The organism is Mesorhizobium neociceri (assembly GCF_013520985.1).
Lineage (GTDB): Bacteria > Pseudomonadota > Alphaproteobacteria > Rhizobiales > Rhizobiaceae > Mesorhizobium > Mesorhizobium neociceri.
The window spans coordinates 44,660-64,554 of sequence record NZ_JACDTY010000024.1; the positions used below are offsets into that span (position 1 = coordinate 44,660).

General features: G+C 63.6%; 19 protein-coding genes and 1 pseudogene. 3 read left to right on the forward strand and 17 right to left on the reverse strand.

Going from position 1 to position 19,895, the window contains the following annotated elements; genetic code table 11:
* Nucleotides 1-144 precede the first annotated feature (144 nt).
* The 8 genes from H0241_RS30470 to uxaC form a co-directional block, all read right to left on the reverse strand.
* Nucleotides 145-483 (reverse strand): cupin domain-containing protein, encoded by a 339-nt coding sequence (locus H0241_RS30470; protein WP_181061465.1) that lies wholly within the window; start codon nucleotides 481-483, stop codon nucleotides 145-147.
* Nucleotides 484-493: 10 nt separating this feature from the next.
* The gene (gene kduD / locus H0241_RS30475; RefSeq protein WP_181061466.1) at nucleotides 494-1,261 is read right to left on the reverse strand and encodes a 2-dehydro-3-deoxy-D-gluconate 5-dehydrogenase KduD; all 768 of its coding nucleotides are present in this window, start codon (nucleotides 1,259-1,261) and stop codon (nucleotides 494-496) included.
* Nucleotides 1,258-2,115 carry a 5-dehydro-4-deoxy-D-glucuronate isomerase gene (kduI, locus tag H0241_RS30480; protein WP_181061467.1) on the reverse strand — a complete coding sequence of 286 codons (858 nt, stop codon included), beginning with the start codon at nucleotides 2,113-2,115 and terminating at the stop codon, nucleotides 1,258-1,260. Before kduI ends, kduD begins: the two co-directional genes overlap by 4 nt.
* 20 nt (nucleotides 2,116-2,135) lie before the next feature.
* Nucleotides 2,136-2,912: a FadR/GntR family transcriptional regulator gene (locus tag H0241_RS30485; RefSeq protein WP_181061468.1), complete on the reverse strand. Its 777-nt coding sequence runs from the start codon at nucleotides 2,910-2,912 to the stop codon at nucleotides 2,136-2,138.
* 40 nt (nucleotides 2,913-2,952) lie between these two features.
* Nucleotides 2,953-4,233 carry a TRAP transporter large permease gene (locus tag H0241_RS30490; protein ID WP_181061469.1) on the reverse strand — a complete coding sequence of 427 codons (1,281 nt, stop codon included), beginning with the start codon at nucleotides 4,231-4,233 and terminating at the stop codon, nucleotides 2,953-2,955.
* Nucleotides 4,233-4,730, reverse strand: coding sequence for a TRAP transporter small permease (locus tag H0241_RS30495; protein ID WP_235984567.1), 498 nt, complete (start codon nucleotides 4,728-4,730; stop codon nucleotides 4,233-4,235). The genes H0241_RS30490 and H0241_RS30495 overlap by 1 nt, the downstream gene beginning before the upstream one ends.
* An 86-nt stretch (nucleotides 4,731-4,816) precedes the next feature.
* Nucleotides 4,817-5,794, reverse strand: coding sequence for a TRAP transporter substrate-binding protein (locus H0241_RS30500; protein WP_181061470.1), 978 nt, complete (start codon nucleotides 5,792-5,794; stop codon nucleotides 4,817-4,819).
* Nucleotides 5,795-5,832: 38 nt separating this feature from the next.
* Complete coding sequence (gene uxaC, locus H0241_RS30505) at nucleotides 5,833-7,242, reverse strand: glucuronate isomerase (RefSeq protein ID WP_181061471.1); 1,410 nt, start codon at nucleotides 7,240-7,242, stop codon at nucleotides 5,833-5,835.
* A gap of 185 nt (nucleotides 7,243-7,427) precedes the next feature.
* On the opposite strand from uxaC, the gene H0241_RS30510 reads away from it, so the two are divergent.
* A complete protein-coding gene (locus tag H0241_RS30510) occupies nucleotides 7,428-8,936 on the forward strand; it encodes a mannitol dehydrogenase family protein (RefSeq protein ID WP_181061472.1) in 1,509 nt (502 codons plus the stop codon).
* A 23-nt stretch (nucleotides 8,937-8,959) separates the two neighbouring features.
* On the opposite strand, the gene lepB is transcribed toward H0241_RS30510, so the two are convergent.
* A complete protein-coding gene (gene lepB / locus H0241_RS30515) occupies nucleotides 8,960-9,748 on the reverse strand; it encodes a signal peptidase I (RefSeq protein WP_235984569.1) in 789 nt (262 codons plus the stop codon).
* A 290-nt stretch (nucleotides 9,749-10,038) separates the two neighbouring features.
* Between lepB and H0241_RS35885 the strand changes: the two are divergent.
* Nucleotides 10,039-10,206, forward strand: a pseudogene (locus H0241_RS35885) (ABC transporter permease); the annotation flags it as partial.
* Between the two features lie 57 nt (nucleotides 10,207-10,263).
* On the opposite strand, the gene H0241_RS30520 reads toward H0241_RS35885, so the two are convergent.
* The 8 genes from H0241_RS30520 to H0241_RS30555 form a co-directional block, all read right to left on the reverse strand.
* On the reverse strand, nucleotides 10,264-10,671 hold the full coding sequence (locus H0241_RS30520; protein WP_181061474.1) for a F0F1 ATP synthase subunit epsilon: 408 nt from the start codon (nucleotides 10,669-10,671) through the stop codon (nucleotides 10,264-10,266).
* 108 nt (nucleotides 10,672-10,779) lie between these two features.
* Nucleotides 10,780-12,360, reverse strand: a complete 1,581-nt coding sequence (gene atpD, locus H0241_RS30525) for a F0F1 ATP synthase subunit beta (protein WP_181061475.1) — start codon at nucleotides 12,358-12,360, stop codon at nucleotides 10,780-10,782.
* A gap of 70 nt (nucleotides 12,361-12,430) precedes the next feature.
* Nucleotides 12,431-13,315: a F0F1 ATP synthase subunit gamma gene (locus H0241_RS30530; protein ID WP_181061476.1), complete on the reverse strand. Its 885-nt coding sequence runs from the start codon at nucleotides 13,313-13,315 to the stop codon at nucleotides 12,431-12,433.
* 31 nt (nucleotides 13,316-13,346) lie between these two features.
* Nucleotides 13,347-14,876 carry a F0F1 ATP synthase subunit alpha gene (gene atpA, locus H0241_RS30535; protein WP_181061477.1) on the reverse strand — a complete coding sequence of 510 codons (1,530 nt, stop codon included), beginning with the start codon at nucleotides 14,874-14,876 and terminating at the stop codon, nucleotides 13,347-13,349.
* A complete protein-coding gene (locus H0241_RS30540; RefSeq protein WP_181061478.1) occupies nucleotides 14,876-15,436 on the reverse strand; it encodes a F0F1 ATP synthase subunit delta in 561 nt (186 codons plus the stop codon). Before H0241_RS30540 ends, atpA begins: the two co-directional genes overlap by 1 nt.
* 235 nt (nucleotides 15,437-15,671) lie before the next feature.
* The gene (locus H0241_RS30545) at nucleotides 15,672-16,067 is read right to left on the reverse strand and encodes an AGROH133_08824 family phage infection protein (RefSeq protein WP_181061479.1); all 396 of its coding nucleotides are present in this window, start codon (nucleotides 16,065-16,067) and stop codon (nucleotides 15,672-15,674) included.
* Between the two features lie 151 nt (nucleotides 16,068-16,218).
* On the reverse strand, nucleotides 16,219-16,914 hold the full coding sequence (locus H0241_RS30550) for an aspartate/glutamate racemase family protein (protein ID WP_181061480.1): 696 nt from the start codon (nucleotides 16,912-16,914) through the stop codon (nucleotides 16,219-16,221).
* Nucleotides 16,915-16,948: 34 nt separating this feature from the next.
* On the reverse strand, nucleotides 16,949-19,132 hold the full coding sequence (locus H0241_RS30555) for a primosomal protein N' (RefSeq protein ID WP_181061481.1): 2,184 nt from the start codon (nucleotides 19,130-19,132) through the stop codon (nucleotides 16,949-16,951).
* Between the two features lie 91 nt (nucleotides 19,133-19,223).
* On the opposite strand from H0241_RS30555, the gene fsa reads away from it, so the two are divergent.
* Complete coding sequence (gene fsa / locus H0241_RS30560) at nucleotides 19,224-19,880, forward strand: fructose-6-phosphate aldolase (protein WP_181061482.1); 657 nt, start codon at nucleotides 19,224-19,226, stop codon at nucleotides 19,878-19,880.
* The last annotated feature ends 15 nt before the right edge of the window (nucleotides 19,881-19,895 follow it).

The window sequence follows — 19,895 nt, forward strand, 5'->3', positions numbered from 1 at the left end:
TAAACCTATCTTCACCATGTTGCGACACCGTCTAAACCCTGCGGCAATGTTTCGAGTACCGCTGCGCCATGAGCGCACAGGCAACAAACCCGCGCCTTCCAGGAGGCGCGGGTTTTCCGTTTCTGGAACGGGTTGAAAAAGGGCTCAGGCCAGGAAATCGGCACGGTGCGGGGTAAAACTGTCGACCAGGCGCCCGGCCTCCAGTGCCTTGACGCCGTGCACCAGATTGGACGGCACGATGAAGCTGCCGCCGGTCTCGATGATCTCGGTGCGGCCGTCTATGGTCACCTCGAAGCGACCTTCGGCGACATAGCTTGCCTGGACATGCGGGTGCGAATGCAGTGCACCAACGCCGCCCTTGTCGAAACCGAACTCGACCATCATCAGCTCGTCTGTATGCAAAAGAACGCGGCGTCTGTTGCCGTCCGGTGTCGGTGTCCAGGCGCTCTCGCCTGGATGGGCGAAAATCTTGGCTTCCGTCATGACCGTCTCCTCATCGCGCCAGCCAGCCGCCGTCGACCGGAACCACCGCGCCATGCATATAGTCCGACGCCGGCGCCAGCAGGAACACGGCGGCGTCGCCAATGTCTTCCGGCCCGCCCCAGCGGCCGGCCGGGATACGCGCCAGTATGGCGGCGCTGCGGTCGGGATCGGCCCGCAACGCCTCGGTGTTGTTGGTTTCGATATAACCGGGCGCAATGGCGTTGACGTTGATGCCCTTTGCCGCCCATTCGCACGCGAGCAGCCTTGTGACGCCGAGAGCGCCATGCTTCGACGCGGTGTAGGAGGCGACGCGGATGCCGCCCTGGAAACTCAGCACCGAGGCGATGTTGACGATCTTGCCGCGCCGGCGCGGCTCTGCCAGAACGTGTCTGGCGAAGCTCTGGCTGAGGAAGAACAGCGTCTTCAGATTGACGTCGATGACGTCGTCCCAGTCGGCCTCGGAGAAGTCGACCGCGTCGGCGCGCCGGATGATGCCGGCATTGTTGACCAGCCCATCGATTGGCCCTGTCTGTTCCCAGACCTGGTCGAGCATGGCCTTGGCGGCGGCATGATCGGCGAGATCGCACCGTACGGCCTTGAACTGCCCGCCGGCCTCGCTGACCTTTTGTTGCGTGTCGTCCATCGCCGAGCGGCCGACGCCGACCACAATGCCGCCGGCGCGCGCGATCGAGACGGCGATGCCCTGGCCGATGCCGGTATTGGCGCCGGTGACCAGGATGCGTTTGCCGGCCAGGTTGAAAGCGGAAGGGCCGCTCAACGCAGTTCGCCCAGCGGCACCGGGTCGACATCGGTATAGTCGACATTGTCGCCGGCCATCGCCCAGATGAAGGCGTAGTTGGAGGTGCCGGCGCCCGAATGGATCGACCAGCCCGGCGACAGCACCGCCTCTTCATTGGCCATCACCAGATGACGGGTTTCGTCCGGCTCGCCCATGAAATGGAAGACGCGCGCCGTTTCGGCCAAGTCGAAATAGAGATAGGCCTCCATGCGTCGGTCATGCACATGGCAAGGGATGGTGTTCCACACCGAGCCCGCCGCCAGTTGGGTCATGCCGACCACCAGCTGGCAGGTCTTGACGCCATCGGCATGGATGAACTGGAAGATCGAGCGTTCGTTGCAGGTCTCCTTGCTGCCGAGATCGAGACGCTTGGCATCGCCGATGCGGATCAGCCGGGTCGGATACGTATGATGCGCGGGTGCGCTGAGCAGATAGAACTTGGCCGGGACATCTTTGTTCGCAGACGTGAACGACACATCGGTGCTGCCCATGCCGAGATAGAGCATGTCGCGCGCCTGCAATGGATGAGTCTCGCCATTTGCCGTCACCGAGCCCGTGCCGCCAATGTTGACGATGATCAGCTCGCGGCGGTCGAGAAAATTCTTGGTCCCCGTCGGCTTGATCGCTTCCAGCGGCAGCGGTTCCGCCACCGGCACGGCGCCGCCGACGATCATGCGGTCATAATGGGTGTAGGTCAGACTGACGCGTCCTGGCTGGAACAGGTCGTCAATATGGAAATTGTGCCGCAGTTCGTCGGTGCCCATGGAGGCCGCGGCGACGGGGTCGATGGCGAAACGCGAGGTAAAATCGGTATGCGGGTGACTTTGAGTCATTGCTGCTCCAGCTGAAATGGTTATTCGGTTTCCGAGGCCCTGACCGAGTCGGCATAAAACACCTGGCGGGCGTGCAGGCGCTCGCGATAGCGCTGCTGGCTGGCGGTGAGATGGGCGCGCATCGCCTCGCGCGCGGCTTCGGCGTCGCCTGACGTGATCGCATTCAGGATCACCAGATGCTCGCGCTGCAGACCGCGCTGATAGCTGTCGGACTGCACCAGTTCGGTCGACCAGGGCGAGGTGACGTCGCAGGGAATGGCGCGGCGTCCCAGCACGTCGAGCATCTCGACATAGAACGGGTTGTTGGTGGCGCTGGCGATGGCCCGGTGGAAGGCGAGATCGGCCGGACCGGTCGGCTCGCTGTTGAGCAGTAGCCGTTCGAACTCGAAGAAGGCTTCCTGGATCGCCGCTTCCTGCGCCGCGTTGCGGCGGATGGCGGCGAGCCCGGCCGATTCGATCTCGACCGCCAAGCGCACTTCGAGCACGTTGAGCGCGATCGAATCCTTGCTGCCCATGTCGGCGGCGAGCGCACCGAACATCGTCGAGATGTGTTCGGTGACGAACACGCCGGCGCCCTGGCGCGCCTCGACCAGGCCGTCGGCGGCGAGCTTGGCCAACGCTTCGCGGATGACGGTGCGGCTGACGCCGAAGGTCTCGGTCAACTGGCCCTCGGTCGGCAATTTGTGGCCAGGCAGGATGTCGCCCGCCTGCAGCTGCTTGCGGATCGCCGCGACAACGGTCTCCGACAGTTTGGGCTTTCTCTCGACTCTCAGATCAACAGCGCTATCCGATGCCATGATCACCTCCTGGTGGAAAACCCTTAGTGGAACAGGCCCCTTAGTGGAAAAGACTTGGCAGCCACAATGATATTTCCGGTATGTAAGTGACCAGCATCAACACCGCGAAGGCCGCGCCGTAGAATGGCCAAATGGAGCGCATTGCCGTCCAGATCGGGATGCGGCCGATGGCGCAGCTGACGAACAGCACAGCACCGACCGGCGGCGTGCACAGGCCAATGCCGAGATTAAGGATCAGGATGACGCCGAAATGCACGGGATCGACGCCATAGGCCATGACCACCGGCAGGAAGATCGGCGTGGTGATGATGATCAGCGGCGACATGTCCATGAACGTACCGAGGATGAGCAGCACGACGTTGATCAAAAGCAGGATGACCAGCTTGTTGTCCGACACCGATTGCAGGAAGGCGACGAGCGCTGCCGGCACCTTGAGATAGGCGAGCAGCCAGCCGAATGCGGCCGCGCAACCGATGATCATCAACACCATCGCCGTCGTACGCACGGCCGCCGTGGTTGCGGCAACGAAGTCGTTCCAGCTCATCGAACGATAGATGATCAGCGTCACCAGGAAGGCATAGACGATGGCGATGCAGGAGCTTTCGGTGGCGGTGAAGATGCCGGAGCGCACGCCGCCGAAGATGATCGCGATCAGAACCAGGCCGGGTATAGCGGCGACGAGCAGCTGCAGCGCCCTGCCGAAGCCTGCGAAGGGTTCGGTCGGATAGCCGCGGCAGCTGGCGACCCAATAGGCGGTGATCATCAGCGACAGCGCCAGCAGCAGGCCTGGAATGACGCCGGCGGTGAACAGGTCGGCGATCGAGATGCGGCCGCCCGCCGAGATCGAATAGATGATCATGTTGTGCGACGGCGGGATGAGCAGCGCGATGATGGCGCCGACCGAAGTGATGTTGACGGCATAGTCGATGCCGTAGCCGCGCGCTTTCATCTGCGGGATCATCAGTCCGCCGACCGCGGACGCGTCGGCCACGGCCGAGCCGGAAATGCCGCCGAACATGGTGGAGGCCGCGATGTTGACCTGGCCGAGGCCGCCGCGCAGATGCCCGACCAGCGAGCCGGCCAGCGCCACCAGGCGGGCGGCAATGCCGCCGCGCACCATCAGGTCGCCGGCAAAGATGAAGAACGGAATGGCCATCAGCGAAAACACGCTGACGCCGGAATTCAGTCGTTGGAAGACGACCACCGGCGGCAAGCCGAGCACGATGATTGTTGCGAAGCTGGCGACGCCGAGGCAGAACGCGATCGGCGTGCCGATGATCAGCAGGAAAACGAAGACGCCGAACAGAACCATCAGTGCCATTAAAGACCCTCCTCGCCCGTGGCGTACTGGTCGGCATCGACAGGCAGGCCGGCAAATCGCCCGGCCAGCCGCTCGAGCGAAAACAGACAGACAAGTGCGCCGCCCAGGATGACCGGCAGGAAGCTGACGCCACCGGGCAGCATGAGCGACGGCATCACCGTGTTCCAGGTCAGCCTTGTCAGCTGAATGCCGTAAATGATCATGCCGGCGCCGAAAGCCAGCACGACGATGTCCGAGATGCTGCGCAACACCGCCTTGGCCGAAGGCGGCAGAAAATAGAGCAGTACGTCGAAGCCGAGATGGGTGCGCTCACGCACGCCGACCGCAGCCCCCAGAAAAATGAACCAGCCCATCAAAAGGACCGAGAAAGCCTCGGTCCAGCTCGGCGAACGGTTGAGAACATAGCGCGAGAACACCTGCCAGAAGATAATGACCGTCATCAGCGTAAGACCCGCGCCGCTGACCCACAGTGCCAGCCGGGCGAGGCCCGCCAGCATGCGCTCGACGCTCAGCCAGAAGGTGTTCAGCTGCCTGGGAGGTGGCGCGGATTGAGCCGCGCCACCCGATGTCTCGTCCGTTCTGGTCATTTCGTGGCCTGGATGCGGGCGGCGAGGTCCTTGAGTTCCGGCGTCGACAGATACTTGTCATAGACCGGCTTCATGGCGTCGATCAGCGGCTGCTTGTCGATCTCGCTGACCTTGACACTGGCCTTCTCGACGATGTCGCGCGACTTCTTCTCCTGCGCGTCCCAAAGCTCACGCATCTTGACGACGCTGTCCTTGGCCGCCTGGCGCACGATCGCCTGGTCTTCCGGCGTCAGCTTGTCCCAGCTCGCCTTCGACATCACCAGCACTTCCGGCACGATCTGGTGCTGGTCCATCGTGTAGTGCTTGGCGACTTCATAATGCTTGGCGGATTCGAAGCTCGGCCAGTTGTTCTCGGCGCCGTCGATGACGCCGGTCTGCAAGGCCGAGTAGACCTCACCATAGGCCATTGGCGTCGCATTGGCGCCGAGCGCATTGACCATGTCGACGAACACGTCGGATTGGATGACGCGGAACTTCATGCCCTTCATGTCGGCCATCGAGGTGATGTCCTTCTTGGTGTTGTAGAAGGAGCGGGCGCCGGAATCGTAGAAGGCAAGGCCGACGAGATTGTGCGGCTCGAAAGCCTTCAGGATCTCGTCGCCGATCGGCCCGTCCATGACATGGCGCATATGTTCGACGGAGCGGAACATGTATGGCAGCGACGGCACAGCGGTCTCCGGCACGATGCCGTTGAACGGTCCCATCGAAACGCGGTTCAAATCGATGACGCCGGTCTGCGTCTGTTCGATCGTGTCCTTTTCCTCGCCGAGCTGCGCCGAGTGATAGACCTCGACGGAGTAGCGGCCCGCGGTACGCTCCTTGATCAGCTCACCCATATATTTGACCGCCTCGACGGTCGGGTAGCCATCGGGGTGGGTGTCCGACGAGCGCAGGACCGTTTGCGCGGCAGCCGATCCAATCATCAAAGTGCCGATGGCGAATGTCGCCGCCATCAATTTCGAAAAATGCAACATGACTGTCTTCCTCCCTTTTAAAAATCAGGGCGCCCGGCTCAGAGCCGGTACGCCTTCTTGGCAAGCGTGTAGGCAAGCTCCCGCGCCAGTTCACGCGCCTCGTCTTCGCGTAGCCGGTGCTCGGCGACGAGGCGGGCGAGAAAGGCACAGTCGACCCGCCGCGCCACATCGTGGCGGGCCGGTATCGATGGAAAGGCGCGGGTGTCGTCATTGAAGCCGACGGTGTTGTAGAAGCCGGCGGTCTCGGTGGTCATCTCGCGGAAGCGGCGCATGCCTTCCGGGCTGTCGTGGAACCACCAGGCCGGCCCGAGCTTCAGCGCCGGATAGACGCCGGCAAGCGGCGCCAGTTCGCGCGCGTAGCTGGTCTCGTCGAGCGTGAACAGGATGACGGTCAGGTCGCGCTCCAGCCCGACACAGTCGAGCAAGGGTTTGAGCGCCGCCGCATAGTCGGTGCGGGTCGGGATATCGAAGCCCTTGTCGCGGCCGAACTTCTGGAAAATTTCAGGCGAATGGTTGCGCCATGAGCCGGGATGGATCTGCATCACCAGACCGTCATCGCGGCTCATCTTGGCCATTTCGGTCAGCATCTGGGCGCGAAACAGTTTGCGCTCACGCTCGTCGTCGGAGCCGCGGCGGATGCGGTTGAACAGCTCTTCTGCCGCCGCGTCGGAAAGATTGGCGGTCTCGGCCGTCGGATGGCCGTGGTCGGACGAGGTTGCTCCGAAGCTTTTGAAGAAAGCGCGGCGCTGGCGGTGCGCGTCGAGATAGCCGGCCCATGTGCCGGTGTCGCAGCCGCTGATCTCGCCGAGACGATCGAGATTGGCCAAGAATCCTTCGAAGTCGGGATCGACGACGGCATCCGGCCGATAGGCGGTGACCACACGGCCCTGCCAGCCGCTGTCGCGGATCGTCTTGTGCCACTGGAGATCGTCGAGCGCGCCCTCGGTCGTCGCGATGACCTCGATGTTGAAGCGCTCGAACAGCGCCCGTGGGCGATAATCGTCGCGCTGCAACAGCGTCGCGATGGTGTCGTAGTGGCGGTCGGCGGTTGTGGCGTTGAGCGGCTCGTCGATGCCGAACAGATGCTCGAGCACATGGTCGAGCCACAGCCGCGTCGGCGTGCCGCGGAAGAGGTAATAGTGCTCGGCAAAGCGCCGCCAGATCGCTCTGGGGTCGGTCTCGACCGGCGAGCCGTCCAGGGTCGACACGCCGAGATCCTCCAGCCGGACGCCCTGGCTGAACAGCATGCGGAAAATGTAGTGGTCGGGCACGACCAGCAATTGCGCCGGATCAGGAAACGGCTCGTTGAGCGCATACCAGCGCGGATCGGTGTGACCGTGCGGGCTGACGATGGGCAAATCCTTGACCCCGGCATAGAGATCGCGCGCGATCGAAAGCGCGCCCCCTTCGGCGGCAAAAAGCAGATCCGGATCGGTCAATCCTGCCACGTCGTTCCTCCCAAGGGCGATATCGGTAGAATTGGAAAGAAGTAATGTCAACATACAAAAATTGGATTGTTGTATGATGACTTTTAGCCGACACCGGGTCATTGTGCGGCGGAAGAGCGGATGTTACGCCGCTAGCCTCCGGACCGAAGCCGAGCCCAACAAGCCAAGCCCGACAAAGCCAAATCATGACAAGCAGACGCCTTTCGAACGACACGGTGCAATCCTTGCCAGCCTCGGTTGCGGTCCCGGCCTATGACCGCGTCGCGATCGCTCCAGGCATCGTCCATCTCGGCGTCGGTGCCTTCCACCGCGCCCATCAGGCAGCCTATGTCGATGACTGCCTGGCGGCCGGCGAGACCGGCTGGGGCATCATCGGCGTCTCCTTGCGCAGCCCAGACACGCGCGATGCGCTGACGCCACAGGATGGGCTCTACACGCTGGCCGTGCGCGGCAGCGATGGTGAAGCGCTTCACATCATTGGCTCTATCCAGTCGATGCTGGTGGCGCCAGAAGACCCCGGCGCGGTGCTGGCCGCTCTGACCGATCCGCGCACCCGCATCGTCACCCTGACCATCACAGAAAAGGCCTATCTCAGGGCCGCCGACGGCAGCCTCGACGCGGCCCATCCCGATATCGTCCACGATCTCGCCAATCCCGGCTCGCCGAAGACCGCGCATGGATACCTGGCCGAGTCGCTGGCGCGACGCCGCGCCGCCGGCACGCCGCCCTTCACCGTGCTCTGCTGCGACAACCTGCCGGCCAACGGCGCCACGCTGCACCGGCTGCTGATCGGTTTTGCCAAATTGCGCGACGCCCACCCTGCCGCTTCAGGCGATGCCCCACTCGCCGGACATATCGCCGACGAGGTGGCTTTTCCCTCGAGCATGGTCGACCGCATCGTCCCGGCGACCACCGATGCCGACCGGGCGCGCATCGCGGTCGAGCTCGGCGTCGAGGACGCCTGGCCGGTGATGACCGAACCGTTCCGGCAATGGGTGATCGAAGACACGTTCCCGGCCGGCCGCCCGGCCTGGGAAAAGTTCGGCGTCACCATGGTCGAGGATGTCAGGCCCTTCGAGGACATGAAGCTTCGGCTGCTCAACGGCGCCCATTCGGGTATCGCCTATCTCGGCCTGCTCAGCGGCCACGCCACCGTCGACCGCTCCTTCGCGGACCCTGCGATCCGTGAATTCGTCGACCGGCTCTGGGCCGAGGCAATTCCGACCTTGCCTGGGGATGCCGGGCTCGACACGTCAGCCTATACGGCCGAACTTGCGGAGCGTTTCTCCAACACCGCACTCGCCCACCGCACCGCGCAAATCGCCAATGACGGCAGCCAGAAACTGCCGCAACGCATTGTCGCTTCCGCCATCGAGCGCATCCAGGCCGGCCTGGTCCCGGAGCATCTGACGCTGGTGATCGCCGCCTGGATCGCGGCCTGCGAGGCACGCGGCAAGGACTTGCCGGAAGCCCACTTCACCGATCCGCTCGACGCCGCGCTGGCCGCGCTCGGCGAGCAGCCGATGCTGGAACGGGTGGCGGCTGTGTTCGATCTCGCCGGCTTCGCCAGCGGCAGGCCCGAGCGCCAGACGCTGATCGAACTGGTCGCCGCCCATCGTGTCCATATCCGGCAAGGCGGCATCGCGCTTGCGCTCTCAGCACTCGGCATACCGAAAAAGACCAAGTTAAGCTGACGCCGGTTCCGGCCGCTTCAGGTCTACTGTCCTGCCGGATCATCCAGCACTTGCCGCGACGAATACGGCATGCCTTTTGAGTTCCAGAACAGCCGCACAGCCTTGCCGACCAGGTTTTCAGCGGGAACGAAGCCGACACTGAGCCGGCTGTCGGAGGAATTGTCCCTGTTGTCGCCCAGCACGAAATAGTGGCCTTCGGGCACCTCGAACACGCGCGTATTGTCGGTTACTGAATTGTCCGTAAGACTGATAACGGAATAGGAGACGCCATTGGGGAGGGTTTCCCGTTGCAGTCTGGCGCCTTGGGGAGAGTCCTCGGAGGTGTACGGACCAGCATCCTCGAGCTTGATCGCCACACCGTTGATGCGGAGGCCCCCGTCGACCATCTGGATTTTTTCGCCCGGTAGGCCAACGACCCGCTTGACGTAGTCAATGCTGGGATCGGGCGGGAACCTGAACACCACAATGTCCCCGCGCTTGGGTTCGGCGCCGAGTATCCGACCGTCGAAGGTCGCCAGTCCGAAAGGCTCGCTATAGCGGCTGTAGCCATAGGCGAACTTGGAGGCAAAGAGATAATCGCCGTCCACCAGCGTCGGCACCATGCTGCCGGACGGCATGGAAAAGGACTGGAACAGGAATGTTCGAGTGACGAGCGCAGCCACCACCGAGGCGTAAAACACCAGCACGAACACCGAAACCCCGCGCGCGTACCATTTGTCCGGCTTGAACCGGCCTGCGAAAGGGAGAACGATCGCTATCCATACGATCATCAGGCCGTAGCCTGAGTAGATGCCTACCGCCGAAAGATCCATGCCCGGTATCACCGGAAACCCGGTGTAGCAGACCGCGATGCTGGCGGCGGTGATGACCAGTAGGCTGATCAAGGCCAGCCTACCGGCGCCGATCCACAGGAAGCCGGCGAACGGCCCGCCAAAGGCCGCTATCAGCGCTGTCGTCCACAGGGATCGCGAGGCCGTTTCCGGTGGCGCTGCTTGTTCCGTCATCGGCTACCCCTCAATGCTAGGTAGCCGGACTGTCACCCAAACAGAAAACCTCGGCAAGTCCCGACCCGACTGTACCGCCACAGCCAAATCGCGGTTCCGTCGGAGCCATCGCCTATTACCAACTCGTCTTGCTTTGCTTGACGACCGGTATGCCGTTGCCTGACCTGAAGCTGGCCACCCTCCTGTTCGTGCTGGTCATGCTAGCTCTGCCAGCGCTGAAATCCCGCCACGGCCCTGCGCCCGTGCGCGAAACGATCCGGGGATGACGGCCGCAACAAAAAAGCCGGGCTGAACCCGGCTTTATCTTCAAGTCGTTCTGCGGCTTACGCCGCCATCAGCGCGCTTTCGAGCGTGGTGAGCTGGGCGAGGAACTGCTCGGCCTTGCTGCGGGACTGGTCGTCCTTGGCATCGGCGGCATCTTCCTTGGCGTCCTGGATGCGGCGGGCGAGGTCGGCGCGGTCGATGTCGCCGACGGCAACCGCCGATTCGGCCAGCAGCGTGCAGCCGGCTGGAACGATATCGGCAAAGCCGCCGAACACCACGTACCGCTCTTCCTTGCCACCGGCGGTCTTCACCGTAACGACGCCCGGCTTGATCGTGGTCATGACCGGCGCGTGATGCGCCATCACGGTCATCTCACCTTCGGCGCCCGGAATAACGACGGATTCGACCTGCTCGGAAACCAGGAGGCGTTCCGGCGAGACCAGTTCGAATTGGAAAGCTTCAGCCATGTCAATTTAGTGAGTAGGGAATAGTGAGTAGGGAGTGGGGGAGGACAACGGTCCTGATCACCCGGCTGCTATTCACTACTGACTACTGACTACTCCCTATTGCCTTGATTACGCTGCTTCAGCCGCGAGACGCTGTGCCTTCTCGACCGCTTCGTCGATGCCGCCGACCATGTAGAAGGCGGCTTCCGGCAGGTGATCGTAGTCGCCGTTGCAGAGGCCCTTGAAGCCCTTGATGGTGTCGGCGAGGTCGACCAGCTTGCCCGGCGAACCCGTGAACACTTCGGCGACGAAGAACGGCTGCGACAGGAAGCGCTCGATCTTGCGGGCGCGGGCCACGGTCTGCTTGTCCTCTTCCGACAGCTCGTCCATGCCCAGGATGGCGATGATGTCCTGCAGCGACTTGTAGCGCTGAAGGATCGACTGCACCTGGCGGGCGACCTGATAATGCTCTTCGCCGACAACCATCGGGTCGAGCATGCGCGAGGTCGAATCGAGCGGATCGACCGCCGGATAGATGCCCTTTTCCGAGATCGCGCGGTTGAGCACGGTCGTCGCGTCCAGGTGGGCGAACGAGGTCGCCGGCGCCGGGTCGGTCAAATCGTCGGCGGGCACGTAGATCGCCTGCACCGACGTGATCGAACCCTTGGTCGTCGTCGTGATGCGTTCCTGCAGCGCGCCCATGTCGGTGGCGAGCGTCGGCTGATAGCCCACGGCCGAAGGAATACGGCCGAGCAGCGCCGACACTTCCGAACCCGCCTGCGTGAACCGGAAGATGTTGTCGACGAAGAACAGCACGTCCTGGCCCTGGTCGCGGAAATATTCAGCGACGGTCAGACCGGTCAGGCCGACGCGAGCGCGTGCGCCCGGCGGTTCGTTCATCTGGCCATAGACCAGTGCGGCCTTGGAGCCTTCGCCGCCGCCCTTCTTGTTGACGCCGGACTCGATGAATTCGTGATAGAGATCGTTGCCTTCGCGGGTGCGCTCGCCAACGCCGGCGAACACCGAGAAGCCGCCGTGAGCCTTGGCGACGTTGTTGATCAGTTCCTGGATCAGCACGGTCTTGCCGACGCCGGCGCCGCCGAACAGGCCGATCTTGCCGCCGCGGGCATAGGGCGCCAGAAGGTCGAGAACCTTGATGCCGGTGATCAGGATCTGCGCTTCCGTCGACTGTTCGACATAGGACGGAGCCGGCTGGTGGATGGCGCGCATTTCGATGCCGTCGACCGGGCCTTCCTCGTCGACCGGCTCGCCGATGACGTTGATGATGCGGCCGAGCATGCCCGGGCCGACCGGCACGGTGATCGGTGCGCCGGTGTCATAGACGTCCTGGCCGCGCACCAGACCTTCGGTCGAGTCCATGGCGATGCAGCGCACGGTGTTTTCACCGAGGTGCTGGGCAACTTCGAGCACCAGGCGATTGCCGACATTGGTGGTCTCGATGGCGTTCAGAATGGCCGGCAGGTGATCGCCGAACTGGACGTCGACGACGGCGCCGATGACCTGGCGGACCTTGCCGACAACGCCGGTCTTGTTGACGACGGCGGCCGTCGTCTTCGGTGCCGCAGCCTTGGCCGGGGCCGCTGCCTTGGCGGGCGCAGCCGCCTTGGCCGGAGCGGCCTTCGCCGCTGCTGCTGGAGCCTTTGCCGCCGCCTTGGGGGCTGCCGCCTTCGGGGTCGCTGCTTTCGCCATCGTCTTTACCCTTTTCGTCCTTTGTTTCTCACGCTCCACCAGAAGGTCGATGACCTCCTGGCGGCCGCGCCTAGAGCGCCTCGGCGCCCGAAATGATTTCGATCAGTTCCTTGGTGATCTGCGCCTGCCGCTGGCGGTTGTAGGTGATCGACAGCTTGTTGATCATGTCGCCGGCATTGCGCGTCGCATTGTCCATAGCGCTCATCTTGGCGCCCATCTCGCCGGCTGCGTTTTCGAGCAGCGCGCGGAAGACCTGGACCGAGATGTTGCGTGGAATGAGGTCGGTCAGGATTTCGCCCGGCTCCGGCTCGTATTCGTAGACGGCGTTGCCGCCGGCGGTCGCCTCGGCCGGGGCGGAAGCGATGCCGGCCGGGATGATCTGCTGTGCCGTCGGGATCTGGCTGATCACCGACTTGAACTGCGAATAGAACAGCGTGCAGATGTCGAAGCCACCCTCGTTGAAGAGGTGGATGACCTTGCGGGCAATGGCGTCGGCATTGACGAAGCCGAGCGTCTTGACCTCGCGCAGATCGACGCGTTCGAGGATCATCGAAGCATAGTCGCGGCGCAGGATGTCGAAACCCTTCTTGCCGACGCAGATGATCTTGACCTGCTTTCCGTCGGCCAAAAGCCGGCGGATATGGTCGCGGGCGAGACGCGCGATCTGCGAATTGAAGCCGCCGCACAGGCCGCGCTCGGCGGTGCAGACGACGAGCAGATGCACGTCGTCCTTGCCGGTGCCGGTCATCAGCGCCGGGGCATCGCCGCCGCCGCCGATCGCCTGGGTGATGTTGGCGAGCACCGAACCCATGCGCTCCGAATACGGGCGCGCGGCTTCCGCAGCTTCCTGCGCGCGGCGCAGCTTCGCCGCGGCGACCATCTGCATCGCCTTGGTGATCTTCTGCGTCGCCTTGACCGAGGCGATACGGTTACGAAGGTCTTTTAACGAAGGCATGCTTCAAACCTGATCCCGTGCGTCCGGCTTCTCAAGCAAAGGTCTTGGCGAAGGCGTCGATCTCGGCCTTCAGCTTGGCGCGCAGGTCGTCCGACAGCGCCTTTTCCTTGCGGATGCCGTCCAGCACGTCCTTGCCGGCCGAACGCATGTGGTTGAGCAGACCATGCTCGAACTTGCCGACCTGGTTGATCGCCAGCTTGTCGAGGTAGCCGTTGACGCCGGCGAAGATCACCGAAACCTGCTCTTCGACCTTGAGTGGCGAGAACTGCGGCTGCTTGAGAAGTTCGGTCAGCCGCGAGCCGCGGTTGAGCAGGCGCTGCGTGGCGGCGTCGAGGTCGGAGCCGAACTGAGCGAATGCCGCCATTTCGCGGTACTGCGCGAGCTCGCCCTTGATCGAGCCTGCAACCTGCTTCATCGCCTTGATCTGCGCCGACGAACCGACGCGCGACACCGACAGGCCGACGTTGACCGCCGGACGGATGCCCTGGAAGAACAAATTGGTTTCCAGGAAGATCTGGCCGTCGGTGATCGAGATCACGTTGGTCGGGATGTAGGCCGACACGTCGTTGGCCTGCGTCTCGATGATCGGCAGCGCGGTCAGCGAACCGCCGCCCAGATCGTCGTTGAGCTTGGCGGCGCGCTCGAGCAGGCGCGAGTGCAGGTAGAACACGTCGCCCGGATAGGCTTCGCGGCCCGGCGGGCGGCGCAGCAGAAGCGACATCTGGCGATAGGCGACGGCCTGCTTCGACAGATCGTCGTAGCTGATCAGCGCGTGCATGCCGTTGTCGCGGAAATATTCGCCCATGGTGGCGCCGGTGAACGGCGCCAGGAACTGCATCGGCGCCGGATCGGAAGCTGTGGCAGCGACGATGATCGAATATTCAAGCGCGCCGCGTTCTTCGAGAACCTTGACGAACTGCGCGACGGTCGAGCGCTTCTGGCCGATGGCGACGTAGACGCAGTAGAGCTTTTCCTTCTCCGGTCCGTTGTCGTGGACCGCTTTCTGGTTGAGCATCGTGTCGAGGATGATGGCGGTCTTGCCGGTCTGGCGATCGCCGATGACCAGCTCGCGCTGGCCGCGGCCGACCGGGATCAGCGCGTCGATGGCCTTGAGGCCGGTCGACATCGGCTCGTTCACCGACTTGCGCGGGATGATGCCGGGCGCCTTGACGTCGACGCGCTTGCGTTCGGTCGCCTTGATCGGGCCCTTGCCGTCGATCGGGTTGCCGAGCGCGTCGACGACGCGGCCGAGCAGGCCCATGCCGACGGGCGCATCAACGATGGCGCCGGTCCGCTTGACGGTGTCGCCTTCCTTGATGTCGCGGTCGGCGCCGAAGATAACGACGCCGACATTGTCGGCTTCGAGGTTGAGCGCCATGCCGCGGATGCCGCCGGGGAATTCGACCATCTCGCCGGCCTGGACATTGTCGAGGCCGTAGACACGGGCGATACCGTCACCGACGGACAGCACCTGTCCAACTTCGGAGACCTCGGCCTCCTTGCCGAAATTCTTGATCTGGTCTTTCAGAATTGCGGAAATTTCCGCGGCGCGGATGTCCATCAGCCGACCTCTTTCAGTGCAAGCTTGAGCGAATTGAGTTTGGTTTTGAGCGACGTATCGATCTGGCGCGAGCCCATCTTGACGATCAGACCGCCGAGCAGCGACGGATCGACGGTGACGGCGATGGCCACATCCTTGCCGGCGACGCTTTTCAGCGCGGCCTTGAGTTCTGTCTGCTGGGCCGCCGTCAGTTCATGCGCCGAAGTGACCTCGGCAGCGGTTTCGCCGCGATGCTCGGCGGCGATCTGGCGAAATGCCTTGATCATGCCGGGTACCGCGAAGAGGCGACGGTTGCGGGCGACGACGCGCAGGAAATTGCCGGTCAGGCCGGTGATCCCCGCCTTGTCGGCGATCGCCGCGATGGCCTTGGCCTGGTCCTCGCTGGAGAACACCGGGCTGTTGATGAGGCGGGTCAGGTCGGCGCTGCCATCCAGCATCGCTGCGAAACTGTTGAGGTCGGCCTCGACCTTGACCACCGAATTGGACTGCAGTGCGAGTTCGAACAGCGAACCCGCGTAGCGTTCTGCGACACCTGAGATTGGCGATGACGATTGAGCCACGGACCGTCTTTTCTCTTGTCTGACAGGCCGCAGATTGTTGGCGCGAGCAAAAACTCTGGCTAAATCTTTGACCTTACTAAGTTTTTCCAAGCACGAAGACGCGGCTTCCGCTATCCCCGGCCGAAAGTCGATTGCCGTCTAGCACAGGCATTTTAAGACCGCAATGCGTCGTTCCGCATGCATTTCAGGCACTATTGTCGCATCCGGCCGCAGAGTTCAACCGAAGCCTTTGGATTCAGGGCAGAAAGCCGAAGACGAAGGCGAGCGGCAGCGCGGCCAGTACCAGCTCGACAACGATCGAAGCCCAGTTGAAAGGCGTGTTGGCGCCGTCCGACATCATCGACAGCAAACGGCCAAAAGCGGTGAACAGCCAGGAGAAGCCGAGCGCCATGTAAAGCCATGGCTGGGCGAGAAGGATGCAACACAGGCTGACGCCGAGATAGAAGCCCGACATGCGGCCGCGCCCTTCGGCGATCGCCGCCGCCTTTTCCGGCCTGACCTGCAGCCGCAGAATCCGGAAGGCCAGCCCCGGCATGAGGAAAAACAAAAGGCCGAGCGCCAAAGTGACCACGGCGCTCGACCACGCCAGCCATTCGCCCTGGCTGGTTGGCCACGGAAACGCAAATTCCATCTTATCCCCTCGGTAAATGGCTGTTTGAAATCGCGGCCATTCTAGCGAAGGAAAGACCGCGCGCCAGATGGCGGTGGGCAGTTTAGGGAGCATGATCCCGAAAAGTGGTTTCCGGTTTTCGGAAAAGATCATGCTCCGAAAAAGAGGCGCATCAAGAGAGCGCGAAATTGACCGCCGCCTCGGCATGGATGCGCGTGGTGTCGAAAACCGGAATGTCAAAATCGCGCGCGCCGATCAGCATGGTGATCTCGGTGCAGCCCATGATGACGCCGTCGATTTTCTCATCGCGCCGCAGGCGCGCGACTTCATCGACATAGGCCGCTTTCGACGGCGCGCTGACGATGCCCTGGCAGAGCTCGTCATAGATCACCCGATGCACCATGTCGCGCCCGGCCTGGTTCGGCACCACCGGCTGCAGCCCATATTTCTCCACCAGCCGGCCCTTGTAGAAATCCTGCTCCATGGTGAAACGCGTCGCCAGCAGCGCCGGCCGCCTGACGCCGGCGCCCTTCACCGCGACCGCCGTGGCATCGGCGATGTGGATAAGTGGAATGGACACCGCCGCCTGCACCTGGTCGGCGAGCTTGTGCATGGTGTTGGTGCAGATCAGCAGCCCCTCGGCGCCGCCCGCCGCCAGCTTGCGCGCGGCGTCCGCCAGAAGCACGCCCGCACCGTCCCAGTCGCCATGATGTTGCCGCTCTGCGATCTCGGCAAAATCGAAGGAATGGAGCAACAGCTTTGCCGAATGCAGCCCGCCCAGTCGCTCGCGCACGATCTCGTTGAGCAGGCGATAATAGATCGCCGTCGATTCCCAGCTCATGCCGCCGAGCAGGCCAAGGGTTTTCATGTGCGTCATCGCTCCGCTGACAATTCGATCAATCTCACAAAAAACTCTGCGGATCGATGTCGACCTGCACCCTGACCGAGCCGCGTTGCTTTGGCCCTTCGGCCAGCATGGTGCGGATGAAGCCTTGCATGTCGGCGCGCTTTTCACCCTGGATCAGCAGGCGAAAACGGTGGCGGCCACCAAGCAGCGACAGCGGCGCCTCGGCCGGGCCTAGCACGAACAGGTCGCTGGCCTGGGGTGCTGCGCGGCGCAAGCCGCGCGCATGGCCCTCGGCCTCCGCCCGGGTCACCGCGCTGACGATGACGCCGGCGAGCCTGCCGAAGGGCGGCAGGGCGGCCCGTTCGCGCTCAGTGATTTCGCGCTCGTAAAACGCCTCGGCATCGCCGGAGACGATTGCCCGCATCACCGGATGGTCCGGCTGAAAAGTCTGCAGCAGGCCAAGGCTCTTCTTGCCGGTGCGCCCGGCACGCCCGGTTACCTGGCTGAGCAGCTGGAAGGTGCGCTCGGCGGCGCGCGGGTCGCCATTGGCAAGACCCAGATCCGCATCAACGACGCCGACCAGCGTCATGTTCGGAAAATTGTGGCCCTTGGCGACCAGCTGTGTGCCGATGACGATGTCGGCCTCGCCATTGGCAATGGCTTCGAGCTCCAGCCGCAGCCGCCGCACGCCGCCCATCAGGTCGGACGACAAGACGATGGTGCGGGCGTCAGGGAAATGCGCCACCACCTCTTCGGCGATGCGCTCGACACCCGGCCCGCATGCAACGAGATGGTCGAGCGTTCCGCATTCCGGACAGGCCTCCGGCCGCTTCTCATTGTGCCCGCAATGATGGCAGACGAGCTGGCCGCGAAAGCGGTGCTCGACCAGCCAGGCAGAGCAGACCGGGCAGCCGAAGCGGTGGCCGCACACCCGGCACAGCGTCAGCGGCGCATAGCCGCGCCGGTTGAGGAACAGCAGCGACTGTTCTTTTTTCTCCAGCGTGCGCTGCATCTCTCCGATCAGCAGCGGCGACAGGAAGCCGCCGCGCGCCGGCGGCGCGCGCCGCATGTCGACCGTCCTAAGGTCGGGAAGGGCGGCCTCGGCAAAACGCGCCGAAAGCACCGCCCTGCTGTAGCGGCCCTGTTGTGCGTTCACCCGGCTTTCGACCGATGGCGTCGCCGACGCCAGCACCACCGGAAAGCTGCTGATATGGCCGCGCACCACCGCCATGTCGCGCGCATTGTAGAAGACGCGATCCTCCTGCTTGTAGGCAGGGTCATGTTCCTCGTCGACGACGATCAGGCCGAGCTCCTTGAACGGCAGGAACAGCGCCGAGCGCGCGCCGGCGACGACGCGCACGCCGCCTTCCGCCACTTGCCGCCAGACCTTTTCGCGCATCCTGGGCGGCAGGTCGGAATGCCACTCCGCCGGCTTGGCGCCGAAGCGCTGCTGGAAGCGCTCGAGGAAGGCATGCGTCAGCGCGATTTCCGGCAGCAGGATCAGCACCTGCTTGCCCTGGTCGAGCGCCGCCGCCACCGCTTCGAAGTAAACTTCCGTCTTGCCCGAGCCGGTGACGCCGTCGAGCAACGTGACGTTGAAAGCAGCAGCCGCGACATTGGCGCGCAGCATGGCGGCGGCATCGGCCTGGTCCGGCATCAGCTCCGGCATGGCGTAGGAGGGATCGGGCGCTGCGACCACCGGTCGCGGCGGGATCATCACCGTCTCGAACACGCCTTGCGCCTTGAGCCCCTCGATCACCGTCGACGACACGCCTGCCGCATGCGCCAGCCCGGAGCGGGTCCAGGCGAGGCCGCCTTCCGCCGTCTCCAGCACGCGGGTCCTGGCATCCGTCATCCGATCGGGCATGATTGGGGTTCGCAGCAGGCCCTCGATCGATGGTTCGGGATCGAACGCCTCCGGCGCCCTGAGCAGCATGCGCGCCACCATGCCGGGCGGTGACAGCGTGTACTGCGCCAGCCAGTCGACGAACCGGCGCATCCCGCGATCGATCGGCGGACAGTCGAAAACCTGCTCGATCGGCCGCAATTTCTTCGCGTCGACCTTTTCGACCACGCCGTCCCAGACGATGCCGGCAACCTGGCGCGGACCGAGCGGCACACGCACGATCGAGCCCGGAACCACGCGCATGCCGGCAGGCACGGCATAGGTGTAAGGTCGTTCGGCGGGCATCGGCACCAGCACCGGTGCGGCTGCGACAAAGGGCGAATCTTCGATCATCGGGCGTGACCTTGCCCCGACTTTGGTCTAGATCAAAGGGCAACCCCGAATGTGCATTGGCATGCACATGGAAATCTTTCAGGAGACCCCCATGAAATTTTTTGTCGACACCGCTGACATCAAGGACATCAAGGAACTGAACGATTTGGGGCTGCTCGACGGCGTCACCACCAATCCCTCGCTGATCCTGAAATCCGGCGGCAAGATCGCCGATGTCACCAAGCAGATCTGCGACATCGTCAAGGGCCCGGTTTCGGCCGAGGTCGTCGCCACCGAATACAAGGACATGATGGCCGAGGCCAAGATCCTGGCCAAGATCGCCGACAATATCTGCATCAAGGTGCCGCTGACGCTGGACGGCCTGCGCGCCTGCAGGACGATCCGCACCGAGATGAACCGCTTGGTCAATGTGACGCTGTGCTTCTCGGCCAACCAGGCACTGCTCGCAGCCAAGGCCGGCGCCTCGTTCATCTCGCCCTTCGTCGGCCGCGTCGACGACACCGGCGCGAACGGCATGGAGCTGATCGAGGAAATCCGTCATATCTACGACAATTATGATTTCGACACCGAAATCCTCGTCGCTTCGGTTCGCACCGTGAACCACGTCAAGCAGGCGGCCCTGATCGGCGCCGATGTCGTCACCGCGCCGGCAGCGACGCTAAAGGCGTTGGTCAAGCACCCGCTGACCGACAAGGGCCTCGAACAGTTCCTCGCCGACTGGGCCAAGACCGGCCAGAAGATCGGCTGAGATCAGGCTTCGGTA